Origin of the sequence: Thalassomonas sp. RHCl1 (assembly GCF_947387555.1) — a bacterium.
Classification (GTDB): domain Bacteria; phylum Pseudomonadota; class Gammaproteobacteria; order Enterobacterales; family Alteromonadaceae; genus Thalassomonas.
In genome coordinates this window covers 92,002-109,720 of the sequence record NZ_CANDNZ010000002.1, presented here as the reverse complement: position 1 = coordinate 109,720, position 17,719 = coordinate 92,002, and the positions used below count along the sequence as shown (strand labels likewise).

The 17,719-nt window shown below is 47.5% G+C and carries 16 protein-coding genes; 5 read left to right on the top strand and 11 right to left on the bottom strand.

The genetic code is table 11. The features are described 5' to 3' along the window. Nucleotides 1-11 precede the first annotated feature (11 nt). The 7 genes from QL234_RS06590 to QL234_RS06560 all read right to left on the bottom strand — a co-directional run bounded on the left by QL234_RS06590 (nt 12) and on the right by QL234_RS06560 (nt 10,087). Nucleotides 12-632, bottom strand: coding sequence for a hypothetical protein (locus tag QL234_RS06590; protein WP_044831684.1), 621 nt, complete (start codon nt 630-632; stop codon nt 12-14). After that, on the bottom strand, nt 629-4,378 hold the full coding sequence (locus tag QL234_RS06585; RefSeq protein ID WP_281557050.1) for an ATP-binding protein: 3,750 nt from the start codon (nt 4,376-4,378) through the stop codon (nt 629-631). The genes QL234_RS06590 and QL234_RS06585 overlap by 4 nt, the downstream gene beginning before the upstream one ends. A 198-nt stretch (nt 4,379-4,576) precedes the next feature. Then, nucleotides 4,577-5,032, bottom strand: coding sequence for a GNAT family N-acetyltransferase (locus QL234_RS06580; protein WP_281557049.1), 456 nt, complete (start codon nt 5,030-5,032; stop codon nt 4,577-4,579). A gap of 143 nt (nt 5,033-5,175) precedes the next feature. Next, a complete protein-coding gene (locus tag QL234_RS06575; protein ID WP_281557048.1) occupies nt 5,176-5,895 on the bottom strand; it encodes a rhomboid family intramembrane serine protease in 720 nt (239 codons plus the stop codon). A 141-nt stretch (nt 5,896-6,036) separates the two neighbouring features. Continuing rightward, nucleotides 6,037-6,456, bottom strand: a complete 420-nt coding sequence (locus tag QL234_RS06570; RefSeq protein WP_281557047.1) for a response regulator — start codon at nt 6,454-6,456, stop codon at nt 6,037-6,039. Nucleotides 6,457-6,502: 46 nt separating this feature from the next. Beyond that, complete coding sequence (locus tag QL234_RS06565; protein ID WP_281557046.1) at nt 6,503-8,296, bottom strand: CHASE domain-containing protein; 1,794 nt, start codon at nt 8,294-8,296, stop codon at nt 6,503-6,505. Between the two features lie 78 nt (nt 8,297-8,374). Continuing rightward, complete coding sequence (locus QL234_RS06560) at nt 8,375-10,087, bottom strand: GGDEF domain-containing response regulator (RefSeq protein ID WP_281557045.1); 1,713 nt, start codon at nt 10,085-10,087, stop codon at nt 8,375-8,377. Nucleotides 10,088-10,488: 401 nt separating this feature from the next. On the opposite strand from QL234_RS06560, the gene QL234_RS06555 reads away from it, so the two are divergent. The 3 genes from QL234_RS06555 to QL234_RS06545 all read left to right on the top strand — a co-directional run bounded on the left by QL234_RS06555 (nt 10,489) and on the right by QL234_RS06545 (nt 11,898). Then, nucleotides 10,489-11,340 carry an SPFH domain-containing protein gene (locus QL234_RS06555; protein ID WP_348650707.1) on the top strand — a complete coding sequence of 284 codons (852 nt, stop codon included), beginning with the start codon at nt 10,489-10,491 and terminating at the stop codon, nt 11,338-11,340. Between the two features lie 77 nt (nt 11,341-11,417). After that, on the top strand, nt 11,418-11,636 hold the full coding sequence (locus QL234_RS06550; protein WP_281557043.1) for a hypothetical protein: 219 nt from the start codon (nt 11,418-11,420) through the stop codon (nt 11,634-11,636). 10 nt (nt 11,637-11,646) lie between these two features. Beyond that, nucleotides 11,647-11,898, top strand: a complete 252-nt coding sequence (locus QL234_RS06545) for a hypothetical protein (protein ID WP_281557042.1) — start codon at nt 11,647-11,649, stop codon at nt 11,896-11,898. 55 nt (nt 11,899-11,953) lie between these two features. Here the strand turns inward: QL234_RS06545 and QL234_RS06540 are convergent, their stop codons facing one another. From QL234_RS06540 to QL234_RS06525, 4 genes are all read right to left on the bottom strand, one after another. Next, nucleotides 11,954-13,096 (bottom strand): DUF5009 domain-containing protein, encoded by a 1,143-nt coding sequence (locus QL234_RS06540; protein WP_281557041.1) that lies wholly within the window; start codon nt 13,094-13,096, stop codon nt 11,954-11,956. Between the two features lie 278 nt (nt 13,097-13,374). Continuing rightward, a complete protein-coding gene (locus tag QL234_RS06535; RefSeq protein WP_281557040.1) occupies nt 13,375-13,506 on the bottom strand; it encodes a hypothetical protein in 132 nt (43 codons plus the stop codon). Between the two features lie 136 nt (nt 13,507-13,642). Beyond that, on the bottom strand, nt 13,643-14,647 hold the full coding sequence (locus QL234_RS06530; protein WP_281557039.1) for a cytochrome-c peroxidase: 1,005 nt from the start codon (nt 14,645-14,647) through the stop codon (nt 13,643-13,645). 156 nt (nt 14,648-14,803) lie between these two features. Beyond that, the gene (locus QL234_RS06525) at nt 14,804-15,706 is read right to left on the bottom strand and encodes a LysR family transcriptional regulator (RefSeq protein WP_281557038.1); all 903 of its coding nucleotides are present in this window, start codon (nt 15,704-15,706) and stop codon (nt 14,804-14,806) included. A 246-nt stretch (nt 15,707-15,952) separates the two neighbouring features. Here QL234_RS06525 and QL234_RS06520 point away from each other — a divergent pair, with 246 nt between their 5' ends. Both QL234_RS06520 and QL234_RS06515 read left to right on the top strand, forming a co-directional pair. Further along, nucleotides 15,953-16,801, top strand: a complete 849-nt coding sequence (locus QL234_RS06520) for an SDR family oxidoreductase (protein WP_281557037.1) — start codon at nt 15,953-15,955, stop codon at nt 16,799-16,801. A 76-nt stretch (nt 16,802-16,877) separates the two neighbouring features. Next, nucleotides 16,878-17,612, top strand: coding sequence for a histidine phosphatase family protein (locus QL234_RS06515; protein WP_281557036.1), 735 nt, complete (start codon nt 16,878-16,880; stop codon nt 17,610-17,612). Nucleotides 17,613-17,719: the final 107 nt, after the last annotated feature.

Below are 17,719 nucleotides of genomic sequence, written 5' to 3'. Positions count from 1 at the left end.
ACCTGCCGACCTCAAAACAGAGACTCCTGCTCGCTTTCTTGTTCCAGCGGCAGGCTTTCTTCGTCTTTAATAAAACGCACCAGTTCAATCAGCTGCTCTATTTTTCCGGTAACCACATAAAATTGCCTGTCTTTATGGGGCTGGAATAAATAACCGTTTTCTTTAAGCCGTTTAAAGATAAGTTTTAACTGGGTATCGAGGTTGTCGCTGCCGGATTTAAAATAACGATCACTGGCCAGCTGACCCAGGCGTAACCTCAGCGACTGGTTGTCTTCGGTTTTAAGGACAAACTCCTGCAGCTTAATAGTATCGCCGGCGCTTAAGGCGCTGTCCCGGCCCAGGCATTCCTGTACCAGCTGCATCCATTCCAGCAGCGGCAGTAAAGACTGTATCGTTTGCTTAAACTCTCGGCTTAAGTGCTCCCGGGCATCCGAGGTTAATTCCTGGTAGGCCAGGAAAAAGACACTGCCATCCTGGCTCTGGGCGAGGCGGCGGTTAAGGGGACGCAGATAATGGTTAAGCTCTTCCCGGGTGACTTCATCCTGAAGACGGCGAAAGGCTTCTTCATCGGTCACCGCGCAAATGCTTTGTCCCGCCAGTAAACGTTCTAATAAGGGGCCGTGTTCTATCATGCGTTCACCTCAGGGCTGGTATTTTCTAAGTTTTCTTGTGCTTGTTGCGCTTGTCCTGCACTCAATTGTCCGGCGCTGCTTTGTGACTTATTTTGCGAAGAAAGGCGCTCGGCAATACGGCTTAATTTAGGCTCAATACGTTGCAGCCGTTTTTTCTGTTTATCGATAAGGTACCTGTGCTTAAACAAGGTCAAAACATCGGATTCAGGGTTCGGAAAGGCGCCGACGATGGCAATTTTATTGCTGTCACAGGCGCTGAATAATTTTTCGACATTATGGTATGCCAGGGTGCCGATTTCATCTATCGGCCAGTTGATGACAATATCCGCATCGCCGCGCAATAACCGGGTAAAAGCCAGCAAGAACTTACATAAGATTAAGTAAGCCATACCGTGACTGGAAGACTCCAGCAACTGGCGGTCATTTTTGATCACTAAGTCTGTGCCCGCTTCATTTAAATGCAGTTCCAGCCTTAACAGGGATTCGATCGAATAGCTGGCATCGCTGCGCAGCAGATCCACCACATCCGACAAGGCATCGATATAATCATCACCCGGCAGCTGCTTACCGGATAAACACCAGTCATCGAACAAACCGGCAAAACGTTTCAGCGGCTGCCAGAAGTTAAGCTCGTCCACGGTGGAGATAATTTTCACTTCCGAGCGTTTGATACCGTCAAGGTTTAAATCATCCGCAACCGCCTGGGTCAGGCGCTGGCTCTGGCCGGCAATACGGCGGTTGATGTCGCTAAAGACAGTGAAAAACTTATGCAGATCTCCACCTATGGTTTCCCCCTGCTCCAGTATTTGCCTTTGCTGATCTGCCAGTATTTTCAACAAGCCGTCAAAAACCGGCAGTTTTAAACGCACATCACAGCCGGGCTCGAGCCGTGAAAATTCGCTTTCCATCAGGCCGAGAAACTGCCCCTGGGCATCCCGGGTCAGCTGGCTTTCAAAATCATTAAGACGCTCTTTTAACTCGCGTGAGAACTTAACAGTTTGCTCCAGTCCCTGATGGGCGCGGCTCAGCCTTTCGCTGAGATCCCCGCCCTGACAATCTTCAAGAGCACTTAAGTCACTGCTTTGCTCTAACGCGGTAAAATCAAGCTCGGCAAGTTTATTCACCAGGGGCTGCAACTGGGTAATAAAGCCGGTGTACTCCTGCAATAACTGCTGGGCTTGCTGGCGCTGTGATTCTATTTCCCGTTGCCGGCTGCGGTAAGCCGCTTTATGCTGATCCAGTTCAAGACGCAATGACTCGGCATCGGATTTCAGGGCAATTTCTTTTTCCAGATAGCCGGGACGCTGTTTTTGCCACTCCTGGCTGATAAAGTTGCGGTACTCCCGAAGTTCGTCCTGACGGCCGGATACCTGAGAGATATCCGCTTTTAAGGTTTTAATTCCCTCTTGCAGCTGTTTCAGGGTGTTGGGATCTATCTCTTTGGAACTCAGCTCCTGGTTAAAAGCCTGCTCCAGCTGTTTGATCTGGGCGCGGTTGCTGTCGCGTTTATCATCCACCTGGGTTTCTAATTCATGGATCTGTTCGTTAAAGAGATCGATTTGCTCCTGCCAGTCCGCTTTAAATTCCAGCAATTGCTGTTGGTGATCTTCTTTAAGCTTGGCCAAACTGCTTTGCTGCTGGTTGCAAATTTGCTGATGCCGCTCTTTGGCACTCGCCAATTCCTGGCGGGATAAACTTTGCCGGGCGCTGATCGCCTCTTTATGTTTTTGTGCCAACCGGCTTTTACTTTCCCGGGCATAAGAGACTTCCTGATCGGCATCATCAAGCTTACGCTGCTCTTGCTGGGTTATGTCCTGCAACTGTTTTACCTGCTCATGGCTGGCGGTCAGGGCTTTTTCCGCCTGCTCCTGCTCGGTTTTCGCCTGCTCGACCCGGTTCTGCGCCTGTGTCAGGCGCTCTTGCAGCGCCATTTCATCCTGGGCATATTCAGGGGCATCGACCACAGCTAACGCCAACTTAACGCCAAAAAATCCGTCTTGGCTTTCGGGGGCAAGCTGAGGATTTAAATCGCTGCGCTCAAGTAAAGCCTGATCGATAACCTTGCCCAGGCTGTTTTCCCAGCCTGGCAGTTGAGTGCGCAAATAATGACGCAAACTGCCCTGCTCCGGATTTAGCATTTGCTCGAGCTGCTGTAATTCCTGGCGCGCTTTATGGTGGAAAGTCCGGCTTTGCTCCAGCACGGTTTGTGCCTTATCCTGTACCTGGCGAGCCTGTTGCCACTCCCGCTGCGCCCTTTCCTTGCTTTTACTGGCTTCACGCCACTTATCCTGGGCAAAATCAAGCCGGGTATCGGCGAGCTGGCTGTCTTCCTGTTCCTGCCTGGTTGGCCCGACATTATCGATTTGTACCAGCAAGCGGGTCATAATTTCCTGCTGCTGATGTAACTGTTGATCAAAACCGAGTTTGAGCTCATCACTGCGTTTTTGATAATCATCATTAAAAGCCGACTGTTTATCGAGCTGACTGTTGCGGACATTTTCCCGCTCACTTTCGATCGCTTTAATTTTATTTCGGTTTTTCTGGGCCAGGCGTTCCAGCGATTCATTGAGGGTAATTTTTTGCTGATTGAGCTGCTTTTCCAGATCGCCATATTGCTCAAGCAAGATTTGGTACTGCTCCTGCTGCTGTTGCAGGTTCTCCCGCCATAACGGCAAGTTTTCACTGTCTTTTGACAGCTGGTCGATATCACCGTCAAGGTAACTGTCATATTGCTGCTGGATGTTATCGAGCCTGGTGCCTATCACTTCCAGTTCGGCATTTACTTCACTAAAACGGCTGTTTAAGGTGTTTTCCTTGTCGTTAAACTCGGCTTTAATCCGGGATAAGCTTTGTTTAAGCTGAGCTAAACCTTGTTCAACGTCGGCCTTTTGGGTGGTATTTTCCCCGAGATCTTCGGTTAATAACGGGCGCAGCTGAAACAGTTTAAGTTCGACATCATTAAGCTTTTGTGCCAGAAGCTCAATTTTATCCTGCTCCGCCTGCAAACCTTCCAAACGCATCGACTGGCGAATTTGCTTGATCCATTCCCGCGCCTTGGTATTTTTTACCCGGGTGGTGGGCTGAACCAAACCGTCTTCTTCAAAAATCGCCGCCAGCATGGATTTCAAGGTATCCATCTTGCCTTCTTTGGCATGCACCGCACTGACCAGTTTTTCTATATGGCGCACCCTGTGACGCGGAGAAACCAGGGAATAACGCCCCGCTAACTGGCGCAGCTTTAAGGCGTCTTTGGAGTTGCCGCGGATCATGCTGACATCATTTTGGATGATGGCCCGGTACTCGCTGGTGGCACCGATTTTATGGGAATAGGAAATGCCTGCCGCTTTTAATTGCTTAAGCCATAACTCCTGGCTCAGGGCATTCACTTTACCCTGGTTATCTTTCAGGAGCAGTTGTTCATGAGCAAAAGCGCCTTCAATAAGGCGATAATTCACCCCTTCCTTGGCTTTGCTGGTCAATACCACCTGGCAGATATTGCCTTCTTCGCGCTGGTACTCGTAAACCAGGTAACTGTTATCACAAGGCAGATAAAAATCATCAAATTTCTTACGGGTTTTCGGTACCACTTTCGAAGGCAACTCCCCGTAAAAGACCGGCACCAGGCGCTGCAAGGTGGTTTTACCCGAGGCATTGGTGCCACAGATATTGGTATGGCCATCAAGGGCTAATTCAACCACTCCGGGTAAGTGGGTATGAATAAGGATAATACGGCGTAGACTTCCCATGAAGACCTCAAAGATAAGCGCAAAAACAATAAAACGCACATCTTATAGATAAATAAACACAAAACAAGCTAGCGTAAAAAATTTTTTAGCCAACCGTGGCGATTGCCTTAATTAGCAGCAGCAAGCGTTTAAAAAAGACCAGATTAAGGCGAGAAAACAGCCGGCTCACCCGCAACAGGTCAAGCCTTAGTGGTAAAACTATTGCAGATCCAGGCGCATATTGACTTCGGTAATGCCGTAACCGTTTTTTTGATAAAAACGAATCGCGTCCTGATTAAAGCCAAAGACATGCAGCCAGACGGAAGGACAATTTAATGCTTTGGCCTTGTCTTTAATCCAGGTCATGGCCTGGCTGCCGTATCCCTGGCCGCGATAGGGTTCATAAAGGTGAATATCAAAAAGACATAAGTAGGTGGCGTTAAAGTCTTTCAGCCACAGATGCCCCAGCACCTGCTCGCCATCAAGCAGCACATAAAAATAATTTCCCTTGGTATTTTGTCCTTGAGGCAACTCATCAACCGTATGTTTTCTCGCCAGCTCACGCGCCGTTTCCAGGGGAAGATTATGGGCCCGGGCTATCCCTTCGGGATAGGTTTTACTGACCAGATCCATATGGACCTGATACTGGGAAGCGGATGCTGCTTGTATGTTCATTTAACCGTCCTGCGTCGCCGTTTGACTAAAAAAGATTTTGCCCAAAAGATAACAGCAAGGTTAGCAATATCTGTTGCAGAAATCCCGGATAAAATCACCTGGCCGCCAACATCACCACATAAAGCATGATGCCTGTTTATTTTTTAAAGGGGCCTGCCCGGGCTGTCATGTTGCTTTTCTTCCTTATGGGCATCCGGTTGCCTGTCCCCGCTGCTGTCATTGACCATTCCCTGCCCTTGTTGCCATAAATCTCCTATCAGGTCATCTTCGGGTGCAACGGTATTTTCATCTTCATCTTGCCAGTCATAACGTTCTACTACCGGCTTGGGATCCACCTTCCTAAAGACAATGGCACACAAGGCCCCGGATAAAGCGCCAAAAAAGTGATATTCAAAGGAAATTTCCCGGGCCTGGGGGAAAATGGTAAATATCATGCCGCCGTACATATAAAAAGCCACCATCAACAAAGCGACAGAGCGTTTATCCCGCCGTAAGATGCCACCGATAAAAAGGTAAAAAAACAGGCCGTGGGCAATGCCACTGGCACCGATATGATAACTGGGCCGACCGAGAAACCATACCGCAAGCCCGGAGAGCAACCAGATCAAAATCAATACCCGCAGCCGGGATTTGGGGTAACCGTACCACAAGATACTGGTCAGGATAAGGATAGGTAAGGTATTGCTGATCAAGTGCTCCCATGAGCCATGGATAAGCGGAGCAAAGACAATACCGGTTAAATCAGGCAGGGATAAGGGATAGACCCCGAGAGAAACCAGGCTCCAGCCAAAAAAGTGTTCGCACAATTTTATCCACCACAATACCAAAGTGAATAAGGCGCCCGTGAGTATGCTTTTTTGCAATATGTTTTTTTCATCCTTCATGAATAAAACATAGGGACAGCAGGAAAACTTATCAAGAGAGCGACGACAATTACCGCACCAGGGCGGATGTTGCCCCGAATGGCTCAGTAAAGCGGGCGGACTTATCCCTGCCCGGGTTGCTTAGATAGGCGCATGAACTATCTTCCAATAGCTGTCTAACATATTGATACAGTCGCGAAAGTTTGCTCCGGCTTCATTTTTAACAAAATAACCGGCAACATGATGTTGATAACTATGAATAATATCTTGCTCGGCTTTGGAAGTAGTCAACACAAAGACAACACTATCGGCGAATGTCTCATTTGCCCTGAGTTCGGTGAGAAACTCCAAGCCATTCATTCTCGGCATTTGAATATCAAGCAAAATGGTAAAAGGTTTGCTGACGACCCCGTCCCTCAACATTTCCAGTGCCTGCACACCGTCATAAGCCCGCTTTACCGGGTTGGCAATTTTTTGTTTTTTCAAGCTGCGCTCTACCGCCATGGCATCGATATCATCATCTTCGATTAAAAATAGTGTCACTTCTTTCATATCATCCATCTGCTTCTCCCGATGCCCGGCCTTTACTATCCTGTTCAAAACAAAATCAGGTATCAGCCTGATCTATTGGCCACAACACAATAATCCCGGTGCCCCGGCTGCCGTCTGAATCTATGGTTAACTTCCCCCCCTGGTGCTCGGTAAATTTATTGACCATGGCCAGCCCCATACCGCTGCCTTCCACCTGATCCCGAGGTCTGAGGGTCTGAAACATTTCCATCGCTTTTTTATGCAATTGCGGCGGAATACCCGGGCCGTCATCCTGTACCCGGATCTGGTGAAAGCCATTTTTTTGCTGGTAGCTGATGGTAATATTGCCGGTACTTTTGTCATGATGTTTAATGGCATTGGAAATCAGGTTTCTCATCACAAAATCAAACGGAATACGGGCAATCTTAAGCTTAACCTCGGGAGCCGAGCAGGAAAATCCTTCAGGGGCATCAAGAAAAGCAAAAATATCAGCCGCCATCTCCTTAAGATCGACCTCTTCATCATCATAAACTAAGCTGCCGATACGGGCATAGGCCAGCAGATCATTTAATAAGGTCATCATGCGCTCGCTGCGTTGCTTGAGTAACTGCAGGTGCCCCTTGGAGCTGTCGGGGATAAATTCACTACAGTCTTCTTCAAGCCAGCCCACCAGCTGCTTAATGGCATTTAACGGGGATTTAAGGTCGTGGGAGGCAACATAGGAAAACTCTTCCAGATCCCGGTTGGACTTTTCCAGGTTACGGGTTTTGCTTTCCAGCTCAGCGGTCATCTGGTCCGCATAAAATAACGCCGTACGGTTCGCCCGGGATAAGAAAATAAACAAGCCCAGTAACAAGCTATCTATGATAATGCCTCCGACTAAAATAAAGTTGGGTTGGCTGTTATCTACCGCCTGGCGAAAACCTAAATTGGAGCGGATATCAAAATGCCACTGCCGCCCGTACATAGGCACAGTGACTTTTTTCTTAAACATCGGCTCAGGATCGGTTTGACTGTCATAATAAAGTTCTTCGCTGTTATCTGAAATACGCACCGCCACATGGCGTTTATGCTCCGCCAGCGTGCCCTGCATCAGTTTGTTCATGATAAAAGGAGCATAGGTCATGCCTTTGATATAGTGTTGTCGCTCACTGACGGTGACCGGCTTTCTGCCGTCAAGATAAAAAGGAGTATAAAAAAGAAAACCGGGGGTTTGTTTTGCATCCTGTACCAGGGTTATAGGCCCGGTCAATTGTGCTTTTCCGCTGTCTCGTGCTTTAATAATCGAGGCATAACGGTTTCTTTCAAACGCCATGTCCAGGCCCACCGCTTTACGGTTCGGCTGCTCGGGTTCAATATAAGTGATCGGCCAAAACTCTTGCTTATTATGCCTGGGGAAAATCTGATAATTGGGACGATTTTGCCGTATTTTTTGCAAATAGGACGATAATTGCTGGGGCTGAATATTAAAAATAACCCCTATACCATTAATGCCCGGATAAGTTTTCTCTATATGCAGGCTGTTGGCATATGCTGCCCATTGCTGGTAAGAAATGTCGCTGCCGTTAGAATCTATCAGGGATACGCCTCCCCAGAGCGCATTTTCATAAAGCTCCATCCGCTCTTTAATCAATTCTATGGTTTGCTCCGCCTCCCGTTCAAATTGCTGCTCAACTTTTTGCAATATCTGCTGTTTTGAAAAGTACCAGGCCCCCAAGGTCAACAAAATTGACAGTGCCACAACCAGGTAATGTACCCAATGTAAATTTCCGGCATGTTCCAACTTTTTTCTTTGTTCGATTGCGTCAGGCCGCTTTTGGCACCCGATGTTATGATCAGCATACTGTACCTCTTGCAAAGCTTTATCCATACGCTTTCCCTGCTCTTATCTCTGGCTAAGGTATTTTCCTTGTCCGGCTGCTATCTGACGATTCACCTTAAATTTGCTTTACATTAGCGTCACATCGCTGGCACTCAGATATTTTTGACTAAACTCACCGGCTGAGATCGGCCGCTCAAAATAATAGCCCTGGATCCGGTTGACGGCCAATTCCCGGCTTAATTCCAGATGCTTTTTCATTTCAACCCCTTCAAGTACCGTTTGCAGCCCTAATGAACGGATCATAAAGACTAAACCGTTCAGCAGGCGTTTATTCGGTGACGTGCCGGTTTCATTTAATAACAGGGATTTATCAATTTTTACCGTATCTATGGGGTATTTCATTAAATGGGAAAGGGAAGAAAAACCGGTACCGAAATCGTCAAGGGCAATACGGCAACCGAGATCGCTAATAGCCTGGATTATCATGCTCGACTGGGCCACATCCGCCAGCAAGGCGGTTTCCGTCAACTCAAATTCGATACGCTCGGGTAAAATATCATACAGGGCTAAATTATCTTCAATACATTGCAGCAGTTTTGAGTCCGATAACTGTACCGGGGATAAGTTTATCGACATAGAAATAGGTTGCTCACTGGTTTCATCCCAATCACCTAACTGTTTAATTGCTTTTGCTATTACCCAGCGACCTATGCCGTTAATCAAGCGGGATTTCTCCGCCACCGGAATAAACTGCTCCGGCGACAGGATTTCACTGCCGCTTTCCCAGCGGATCAAAGACTCCACCCCTGTCATGGTCGTTGATTCAGGATTGATGATGGGTTGGTATAACAGGGTAAACTCATTTTTTTCCAAGGCTACCGCCAGCTTTTGCTCTATTTCATAATTAAACAAAAACTGCCGCTGCATTTCTTTTTCAAAAAATGATAACTGGTTACGTCCCAGCCCTTTGGCCCGGTACATGGCAATATCGGCATTTTTAAACAGCTCTTTGGCGCTGTTGCCGTTACTGGGGTAAATGGAAATGCCGATACTGGCACCGGTTTTAATGGTTTCATTGTCGATAGTAAAAGGCTTCACCAGCACTTTAAGGATACGCTTCGCCACCAGGCTGGCTTCAGTGACATTAGTCATATTGGGCAAAGTAATAGCAAACTCATCGCCGCCGAGACGGGAAAATAACTCATTGCCCCTGAGACAGGTATGAATGCGGTTAACCACCTTGATCAGCAACTGATCGCCGGTATCATGGCCATATTGATCATTGATAAATTTAAAATGGTCCAAATCGATTAAAATCAGCGCCAACAGGCTTTTTCGCCTGCGACAGGCCTTAAGGTCTACTTTTAACGACTCATCAAAGCGAACACGGTTCGCCAGGCCGGTTAAACTATCGTGTTCGGATAATTTCTTGGCGTCCTGGTAGCTCTGATAAAGTTGCTGTTCCAGGGTAAAGCGGGTTTGGGCATTAATGATCGCCCGGTGCAGGCGAAAAGGGGTGATCTCGGTTTTACTGATAAAGTCCTGCGCCCCGGCCTTGATACAATTGAGCGCCAGCAACTCATCTTCCGAGTTACTCATCATCACGATGGCAATAGGGTTTAAAAATGATTCGCCTTTTAATTCAAGGAGTAATTCAATGCCGTTGCGTTGAGGGAAAGTGTGATCGAGTAAGATGACATCATAAAACTTCTTCCTGATCTTTACCAAGCCCTCATCGACGGTTTCTGCTTCATCGATAACGCAAGCGGTGCCACGATTTAATATTCTTTTAATATGTTGACGGTCAAAGGAGTCATCATCAACGATCAGCACGTCCATAAGCCAGATTCTTCTTGTTAACGAATTAAAATAGTCACCACAAGCAGACCAGGGTTAGATGCCAAATAACCGGCATTGACAATATTATAGTTAGCGCTGGCTAAATGTATTAATTTTAAACGATAAATTCTTAATAATTCGTTAAATACACTGGCTTACAGCGATTTTTCCTGATCATATCTGACAATAACAGACCAAAAACCGGCTCCACGGGGTTTTCTTCGTTATGCTTTAAAAGCTATTTTTTAATTGTCCCCGACAGCTCTGTCCGGTTATGTCTGATTTTGTAATGACTTCACTAGCCGTTAATTTATCCTTGACCTCATATTAAAAAGCGCCATAATGATATCAAATTGATATCATCCTTGTATAAGAGTGAATAAACGGGAGTAAATAATATGATCCAGGATAAAACCAGTTTTTCTAAAAATGGCTACCTTATGCTAGTGGTGTTACTGGCACTGACGGCTTTTGATTTTGCCTTGCTCACCCAGGCCAAGGGCCTGTTCTTTGGCATCACCCTTATCGGCGCACTTATCCTGGCGTTGTGCTTTATTGGCTTTTATATGGTGCAACCCAATCAGGGTAAAGTCATGACCCTTTTTGGCGCCTATGCAGGTACAGACAAGACGCCGGGACTGCGCTGGACCATCCCTTTTTACCTGCGTAAGAGCATCTCATTGCGGGTACGTAATTTTGAAAGCAGCCGCCTTAAGGTTAACGACAAGGCCGGTAACCCCATAGAAATTGCCACTGTGGTAGTATGGTCGGTAGAAGACACCGCAGAAGCCTTATTTGAAGTAGACGATTATGAAAGTTTTGTCACCATCCAAAGTGAAGCGGCACTGAGAACCCTGGCGACCTGCTACCCCTATGATCAATATCAAAAAGATGAAGTAGCCCTGCGCAGCCATGGCCAGCAAATCTCGGCTTCGTTGCGGGAAGAAATACAGGAGCGGCTAAAAAAGGCCGGCATACAGGTACATGAAGCCAGGATCAGCCACCTGGCGTATGCCCCGGAAATTGCCAATGCTATGCTGCAGCGCCAGCAAGCAGCAGCCATCATTGCCGCACGCAGTAAAATAGTCGATGGCGCCGTCGGCATGGTGGAAATGGCGCTGGACAAGCTCACCGAAAATGGCGTGGTGGAATTAGACGAAGAAAGAAAAGCTACTATGGTCAGCAATTTATTGGTTGTACTGTGCGGGGATAAAAATGCCCAACCTGTGATTAATGCCGGTACCCTTTACTAATAGTGAAGAATAAAGGTAAAAGGTGATGGCAAAGAGCATAGTAAAAAGTAACGGTGCAAAACCTAGGGTAAAAACTGATGGCAGCAAAAAAATCCTATCCGCTTAGGATCAATCCGGAAGTACTGGCGGCAATGCAACGCTGGGCAGACGATGATCTGCGCAGCCTTAATGCCCAGATAGAATTCGTATTGCGTGATGCCCTGGTAAAAAGCGGCCGGGTAAAATTAACCCAGAAAGTGATCACTGTGCTGGAACAGCAAGAGTCCGGGAACAAGCAAGAAAACCAAGAGTCGTAAGGAAAAGTATATGGAAGAAATCACCGGCAGTTTTTTATCGGGAATAGTCAGGGCAATATTTTTCCTGATCAGATGGTTTATCGTCGAAGCCCTGCTCGAATTTGTTTTTTACTGGATAGGCAAGATCAGCTTACTCATATTTACCTTAGGCCATTACCCTAAAGAAGAAAAAGCCAGAGCAGATGACGGAATAATCATCTGCTTCGGTATCCTTATCAGCATTGTTATCGTTATAACAGGAGCATACTTCAGCCGGGGCTGATATAGCGCCCCTTAGGGACATATTTACTGTGTCCCTTTAAAGCCCTTCGCCAAACTTAGACTTTAACAAAAATTTTCCGCCGGTATAAAAACAGCAACAGCAACCACTGCAGCAACAGCATAAAAACAACCTGCAGCAACATGTGCCAGCTTAATGGCGCGGCTTTGACGATACCACCAAACAGGCTTTGCACACTGTAATGCCAGTTAACCAGGCTGGTGGCTAAATAAACCAATAAGGCATTGGCGCCGATGACCGCAAAAAAGCTCCCCCATTTCTGTATGTTCAGCACATCTATCACCCCATAAAACAGACAAAGCAATAACAGGCTAAAGCCAGAAGTCACCAGCACAAATGAGCTGGTCCATAAGGTTTTATTCACCGGGAAAACCAGATCCCAACTATAACCAAGGATCAACAATAAAATTGCCGCCAGGGCCAGATGTGTTAACAGTTTTTTCGCTTGCCCCCGCCGGGTTTTGATATGCCGTCCGGCAAAGACACCGATCAGAGCATTCACCACAGAGGTGATATTGGATAAAATGCCTTCGGGATCTACCGCCAGACCTTGATAGGTAGTGCCCGGTAGAAGATTTTGATCAAACCAGACATTTAGCGCCCCCGTTTGGCTATAATCCCCGGCGCCAAAACCGCCGATGCTCACCAGGCTTAATAATAACCAGTAGCCGAGCAAGAGGATAACCGCCACCAGGTATTGTCCCCGATGACTGAGAAACCACACCAGCATGAGCGCAACAAACCAGGCAATGCCGATGCGGCCAAGCACGCTGGCAAAACGTATCTCATCCAAGGTTACCGGAATACCGCTGCTCCAGCCATGGTTGTATACCACACCTAAAAACAATAATAAAAGCAGACGTCTGAAGGCATGAGTAACTTTTTCCCGCCTTTGCTGCACCGGATAATCCGCCAGCGGTTTTGCCGCCAGGCCGATACTCACCCCGGATAAAAAAATAAACAGCGGAAAAATAACGTCATAGGCGGTTACTCCATGCCAGGGACTATGTAACATTTGCTTGGCCAGCTCATTAAATACCGCCATGCCGGTGAGCAGATACAGGGCGGAAAACAGCCCCTCCGCCCCCAAAATCCAGAACATGTCAAAACCCCGCAGGGCATCGACGGATAATATCCGGGAAGTTTTTCCTGCCGCATCACTTTTTACCTGGTAAGTCATCTTCCCTTTCCCGATTACCTGAGTCTTGCCAATATGGCTTACGCCCTCCCCGGTATCTGTGCATTTGCTTTTCACACCCAGAAAGACAGCGCTGTCATTTTTATATCATAAAATATTCAAAGGTAAAATAAAAGCAATCTGCCAAAGCCGGAATAAAACAATGAACTATTGGTAGGGGGTATGAGCAAAAAGACTCGCTTTACTCACTTAACATTAAAGCTTCATAAAGGAAGCCGGTAAATACCGGCTTCCGAATCAATAACAACAAGGGGAAATATTTAATACCTGAGTGCCCTTGAACAAGTTGAGACCACATCCTGATCTACATAGTAGGTTTTCCCATCAACAATGATTTCAACCCTGTCATCCTTGAGGTTGTCGGTGAGATCAAACTTATCACCAACTTTCATGTAGAGATTGTCGTCCTTGAATTCCATATTATCGCGAACTTCATAACGACCTTTGTACATAACGCTTACCTTCTCTGAGCAATGGCACCTTTAATTTTAGCCCTATTATGCCTTTTACGCAGTGCCAGCCTTAATATTATTCGTCGGCCAACCGGACCTCATCCGCGCCTTTAAACATCATATCCGGGGAAGGCGGCAACAGGGGTAACACAATTTGCGGACGCTCTCCGGTCAGGCTCTTTAAAAAGGCAACAATATCCGAAGTCTGCCGCGCCGTTAAGGTTTTCCCAAGCTGTATGCTGGCCATCACATTCACCGCTTCGCTAAGCTCCCATACCGCCCCGTCATGAAAATAGGGCGCGGTCAGTTCGATATTCCTTAAGGTCGGCACTTTAAAGACATGTTTATCCGCCGCCCTGGAGGTCACTTGATAACGCCCGAGCGAGCTATTGCTGGTCAGGTATGGTTTAACAACCCCCATTTTCTGGTAACTGTTGCCGCCGACAGCCGGTCCGTTATGGCAGGCAATACAACCGATCTCTTTAAAGGTTTGATAGCCGCGTATTTGCTGTGCCGATAAGGCTTCTCCGTCTCCCTTTAACCAGAGATCGAAGTCTGAATTAGGGGTCACTAAGGTGTCTTCAAAAGCGGCGATAGCATCGGTCACTTTATCAATATTGATATTGCCCGCACCATATACCGCCATGAACTCCGCCCGGTACTGGGGAATACCCGCCAGGGTTTTCACCACAATATCATGGCTCGACGCCATTTCTTTCTCAGCCACTATCGGGCCTGCCGCCTGCTCTTTTAAATCAGCTGCCCGGCCGTCCCAGAATTGCGCCAGGTTATAACCGGCATTAAATACGGTCGGCGAGTTTATGGGTCCTTCGGCCCAGCCATGACCAATGGATGTCGGCAGATTGTCTGTGCCGCTGCTGGCAAGGTTATGACAGGAATTACAGCTGATGATCCCTGACTTTGATAATCGGGGTTCAAAAAATAACTTTTTTCCCAGCTCAACTTTAGCGGCATTTTTGATGCTTACCGGCTCTATGACCTGGATAGGCTCTTGTGCCCAAGAAGATAAAGTAAAACCACTGGCGGGTAAAAGTAGAGATAAAAAAAGAAAAGATTTCATATCGTTAGCTTCCTTGTTAGCTTCCTTGTAAAAAACAGCTAACAGTTTAACAGCCCTTAATGACTAAAATCCCGTTAAAAACTCACAAATTTATAACAAATTTATCACGACAACAGCCAAGCAGCTTTTACGCCTGACACTTGGGCAAACCTTAATTTATACGCCACCTCCAGATGCCGCGATGAACAGCTGCTCCCTTAACCACAGATTGGCGGGATCTTTATCAACATTTACATGCCAGTACAAATGTACATCTATCCCGGGCAATTCAACCGGTAAAGGATATACCTTAACGCCTAACATCCGGGAGAAAATCATCGCCGCCGTTTCAGGCAAGGTTAATAACATCTCACTTGATGCCACCACCTGGCAGGCAGAAAATAATTGCTGGCACCTCAGCCCTACCCTGCGCTGCAAGCCTAATCGCCCCAATTCAAAATCTTCAATCCCGGGGCCCGAAGCCCTGGATGAGACCAGGACATGGCTATGGTTAAGATAGGTGGCTAAATCCAGCTCCTTATCTTGTGTCAGGGCACTATGATGCTCACTGGCCACCACCATAAGTTGATCATATTGAATTTGCCGGTGCCGGATATTATCGCCAACCGGCAGCAGTACATCGATTGCCAGGTCGATATCGCCACTGGCAAGTTGATGCTCCATTTCCCTGCGCATCACCCGGGTACTGGTCAGGTTTATTTTCGGCGCTTGCCTGCTCAGCCCCGACATCAGGGAAGGCAAATACAAGGCCTCCAATGAGGCATGCAGGGCAAGATTACAGTGCTTTTGGCTGGTTTGGGGATCAAATTGTCTCGACTGCAACAGGCTTACCTGAAGTTGATGCAGGGCCTGCCTGATCTCAATAATCACATTTTTAGCCACCGCCGTTGGCCGCATCTGGTTCCCCTGCCGGATAAACAGGGGGTCGTCAAAATGTGCCCGTAATTTCGCCAGGGCGTGACTCACCGCCGGTTGTGACAGGTTCAATGCCTTGGCAGCCTTGGTAATATTGCCCTGGGCATAAATGGCATCAAAAACCGTAAATAAATTTAAATCCATGTTTTCCCTGTTTCCTCTGCCAGTAGCCAAGCGCCAACACTAAAATGCCATTCGCTGCTTAAAGCCCTTCATAAATGAAAGCCCAAACAACTATTCGCAATTTGAATAGTTAGCTATAAAGAATATTCATTTGTTTAATTGTGATGACGGGCATAGCATAAGTCAACAAGCAAAACTCAGGCTTTAGCACTAAGTAAATCATCGGCTAAAGAGATGATGATACTTTATTTTAGGAGCACAGATCTTATGTCAGGGAAAAGGGTCTTTATCACCGGAGGCGCCAGCGGCTTGGGCAAGGCAATAGCCTGTAAATATGCCGGTGCCGGTTACCGGGTTTGCATTGGCGATGTCAACGAAAAACGGGGCCTGGCGACAATAGCAGAGTTAACGGCATCAGGAGCGGAGGCCTTTTTTGTTCCTTGTGATATCACCCGCCTTGAAGACTTAACTCAGGTTAAAGAGCAAATCATCAGCCGCTGGCAGGGCCTGGACCTGGTGGTAAACAATGCCGGGATCGCCGGTACCGCAGGCCCGATTGACCAGGTCGGTCTCGACGACTGGCAGCAGGTCTTAGATGTCAACCTGCTTGGGGTGGTACGCGGCTGCCAAACCTTTACGCCATTATTTAAACAACAAGGCTTTGGCTATTTTGTCAATATCGCCTCCGCCGCCGGGTTAATGAATGCGCCGCAAATGAGCAGTTATAACGTCTCTAAAGCCGGTGTTATTGCGTTATCTGAAACCCTGAAACATGAATTATCCCCCTTTAATATCGGCATCAGTGTCACCTGCCCTGCTTTTTTTAAGACCAACTTAGCCGAATCCATGAAGTCCACCATAGACGGCTTGTCACAGCGCCTTAGCCGCTTGATGGCCCGCTCAGCCATCAGCGCTGAAGATATTGCCGATGATATTTTCACCGCCGTTGAAACCGGCAGCTTTTGGGTGTTACCCCATAAAGCCGAACGCAGATTATGGCTGCTTAAACGTTACCTGCCTTTTGCTTTTGATGCGCTGATGAAAAAGAAAATCGCCAAGCTGTTTACAGCGCCAAGGCCGGCTAATAGTAAAACGGCGGCAACACCGCCCGGCTAAGCACTCAAAAGACATCAGCCCAGACAGAAATTTCCTGCTTTCGCGGCAGGTGAAAATAAAGGAACAAGGATACCCTATGGCCGCATTATATTTGATCCGTCATGGTCAGGCTTCATTAGGACAAGCCGATTATGATCAATTATCCGATAAAGGATACCAGCAGGCACAACTGCTGGGAGAGCACTGGCGGGCATTAGCGGCGCCGGACAAGTGTTATTGCGGCCAGCTATTACGCCACGGACAAAGCGCCGATGCTTTTTTATCTGCCTACCGGGGCAAGGAGCTGCCGCTATTGAAACTTCCGGGGTTTAATGAATTTGATCACCAGGAAGTCTTGGCCCGTTATAACCCCGGGTGGCAAGATTATCAATTGATGAACGCCGATGTTGCCGGGCATGCAAATCCGCACGCTTTTTTACGGCAAGCCTTTACCCAGGCGATGCAGCGCTGGATGAGTGGCGCTTATGATGATTACCGGCAAACCTGGCCGCAATTTAAGCAAGCCTGCCTTGATGCCCTGCAACAGGTGATCGCTCGGGAGAGTTCCTCTCTGGCAGCAGAGCGTTCAGAGGCAAAAGCCGCGGAGACTGAATCAAAAAATATCCTGGTATTCACCTCCGGCGGCCCGATTTCGGTGATCATCGGACATATCCTGGGGCTGGGGGATCAGCAGGCACTTACCATCAGCCAGCAGCTGACCAATACCGGAGTAACCAAACTGCTGTTTTCACAGGGGCGTTTAAATATCGACTATGTCAATAACTACCGCCACCTGGAAGTTGCCGGCAAGGACTGGATCACCCTGAGCTGATAGGCGGACACAGCAGCATACACAAAGCAAGTACAAGCAAGTACAAGCAAAGACAAGCAAAGACAAGCAAAGACAAGCAAAGACAAGCAAAGACAAGCAAAGACAAT

Bases quoted from the DNA above. Each gene is read 5' to 3' on its own strand.
- QL234_RS06530 (WP_281557039.1), bottom strand. From the start codon at position 14,647: ATGAAATCTTTTCTTTTTTTATCTCTACTTTTACCCGCCAGTGGTTTT.
- QL234_RS06580 (WP_281557049.1), bottom strand. From the start codon at position 5,032: ATGAACATACAAGCAGCATCCGCTTCCCAGTATCAGGTCCATATGGAT.
- QL234_RS06515 (WP_281557036.1), top strand. From the start codon at position 16,878: ATGGCCGCATTATATTTGATCCGTCATGGTCAGGCTTCATTAGGACAA.
- QL234_RS06565 (WP_281557046.1), bottom strand. From the start codon at position 8,296: ATGGATAAAGCTTTGCAAGAGGTACAGTATGCTGATCATAACATCGGG.
- QL234_RS06545 (WP_281557042.1), top strand. From the start codon at position 11,647: ATGGAAGAAATCACCGGCAGTTTTTTATCGGGAATAGTCAGGGCAATA.
- QL234_RS06525 (WP_281557038.1), bottom strand. From the start codon at position 15,706: ATGGATTTAAATTTATTTACGGTTTTTGATGCCATTTATGCCCAGGGC.
- QL234_RS06550 (WP_281557043.1), top strand. From the start codon at position 11,418: ATGGCAGCAAAAAAATCCTATCCGCTTAGGATCAATCCGGAAGTACTG.
- QL234_RS06520 (WP_281557037.1), top strand. From the start codon at position 15,953: ATGTCAGGGAAAAGGGTCTTTATCACCGGAGGCGCCAGCGGCTTGGGC.
- QL234_RS06560 (WP_281557045.1), bottom strand. From the start codon at position 10,087: ATGGACGTGCTGATCGTTGATGATGACTCCTTTGACCGTCAACATATT.
- QL234_RS06590 (WP_044831684.1), bottom strand. From the start codon at position 632: ATGATAGAACACGGCCCCTTATTAGAACGTTTACTGGCGGGACAAAGC.
- QL234_RS06535 (WP_281557040.1), bottom strand. From the start codon at position 13,506: ATGAAAGTTGGTGATAAGTTTGATCTCACCGACAACCTCAAGGATGAC.
- QL234_RS06540 (WP_281557041.1), bottom strand. From the start codon at position 13,096: ATGACTTACCAGGTAAAAAGTGATGCGGCAGGAAAAACTTCCCGGATA.
- QL234_RS06570 (WP_281557047.1), bottom strand. From the start codon at position 6,456: ATGGATGATATGAAAGAAGTGACACTATTTTTAATCGAAGATGATGAT.
- QL234_RS06585 (WP_281557050.1), bottom strand. From the start codon at position 4,378: ATGGGAAGTCTACGCCGTATTATCCTTATTCATACCCACTTACCCGGA.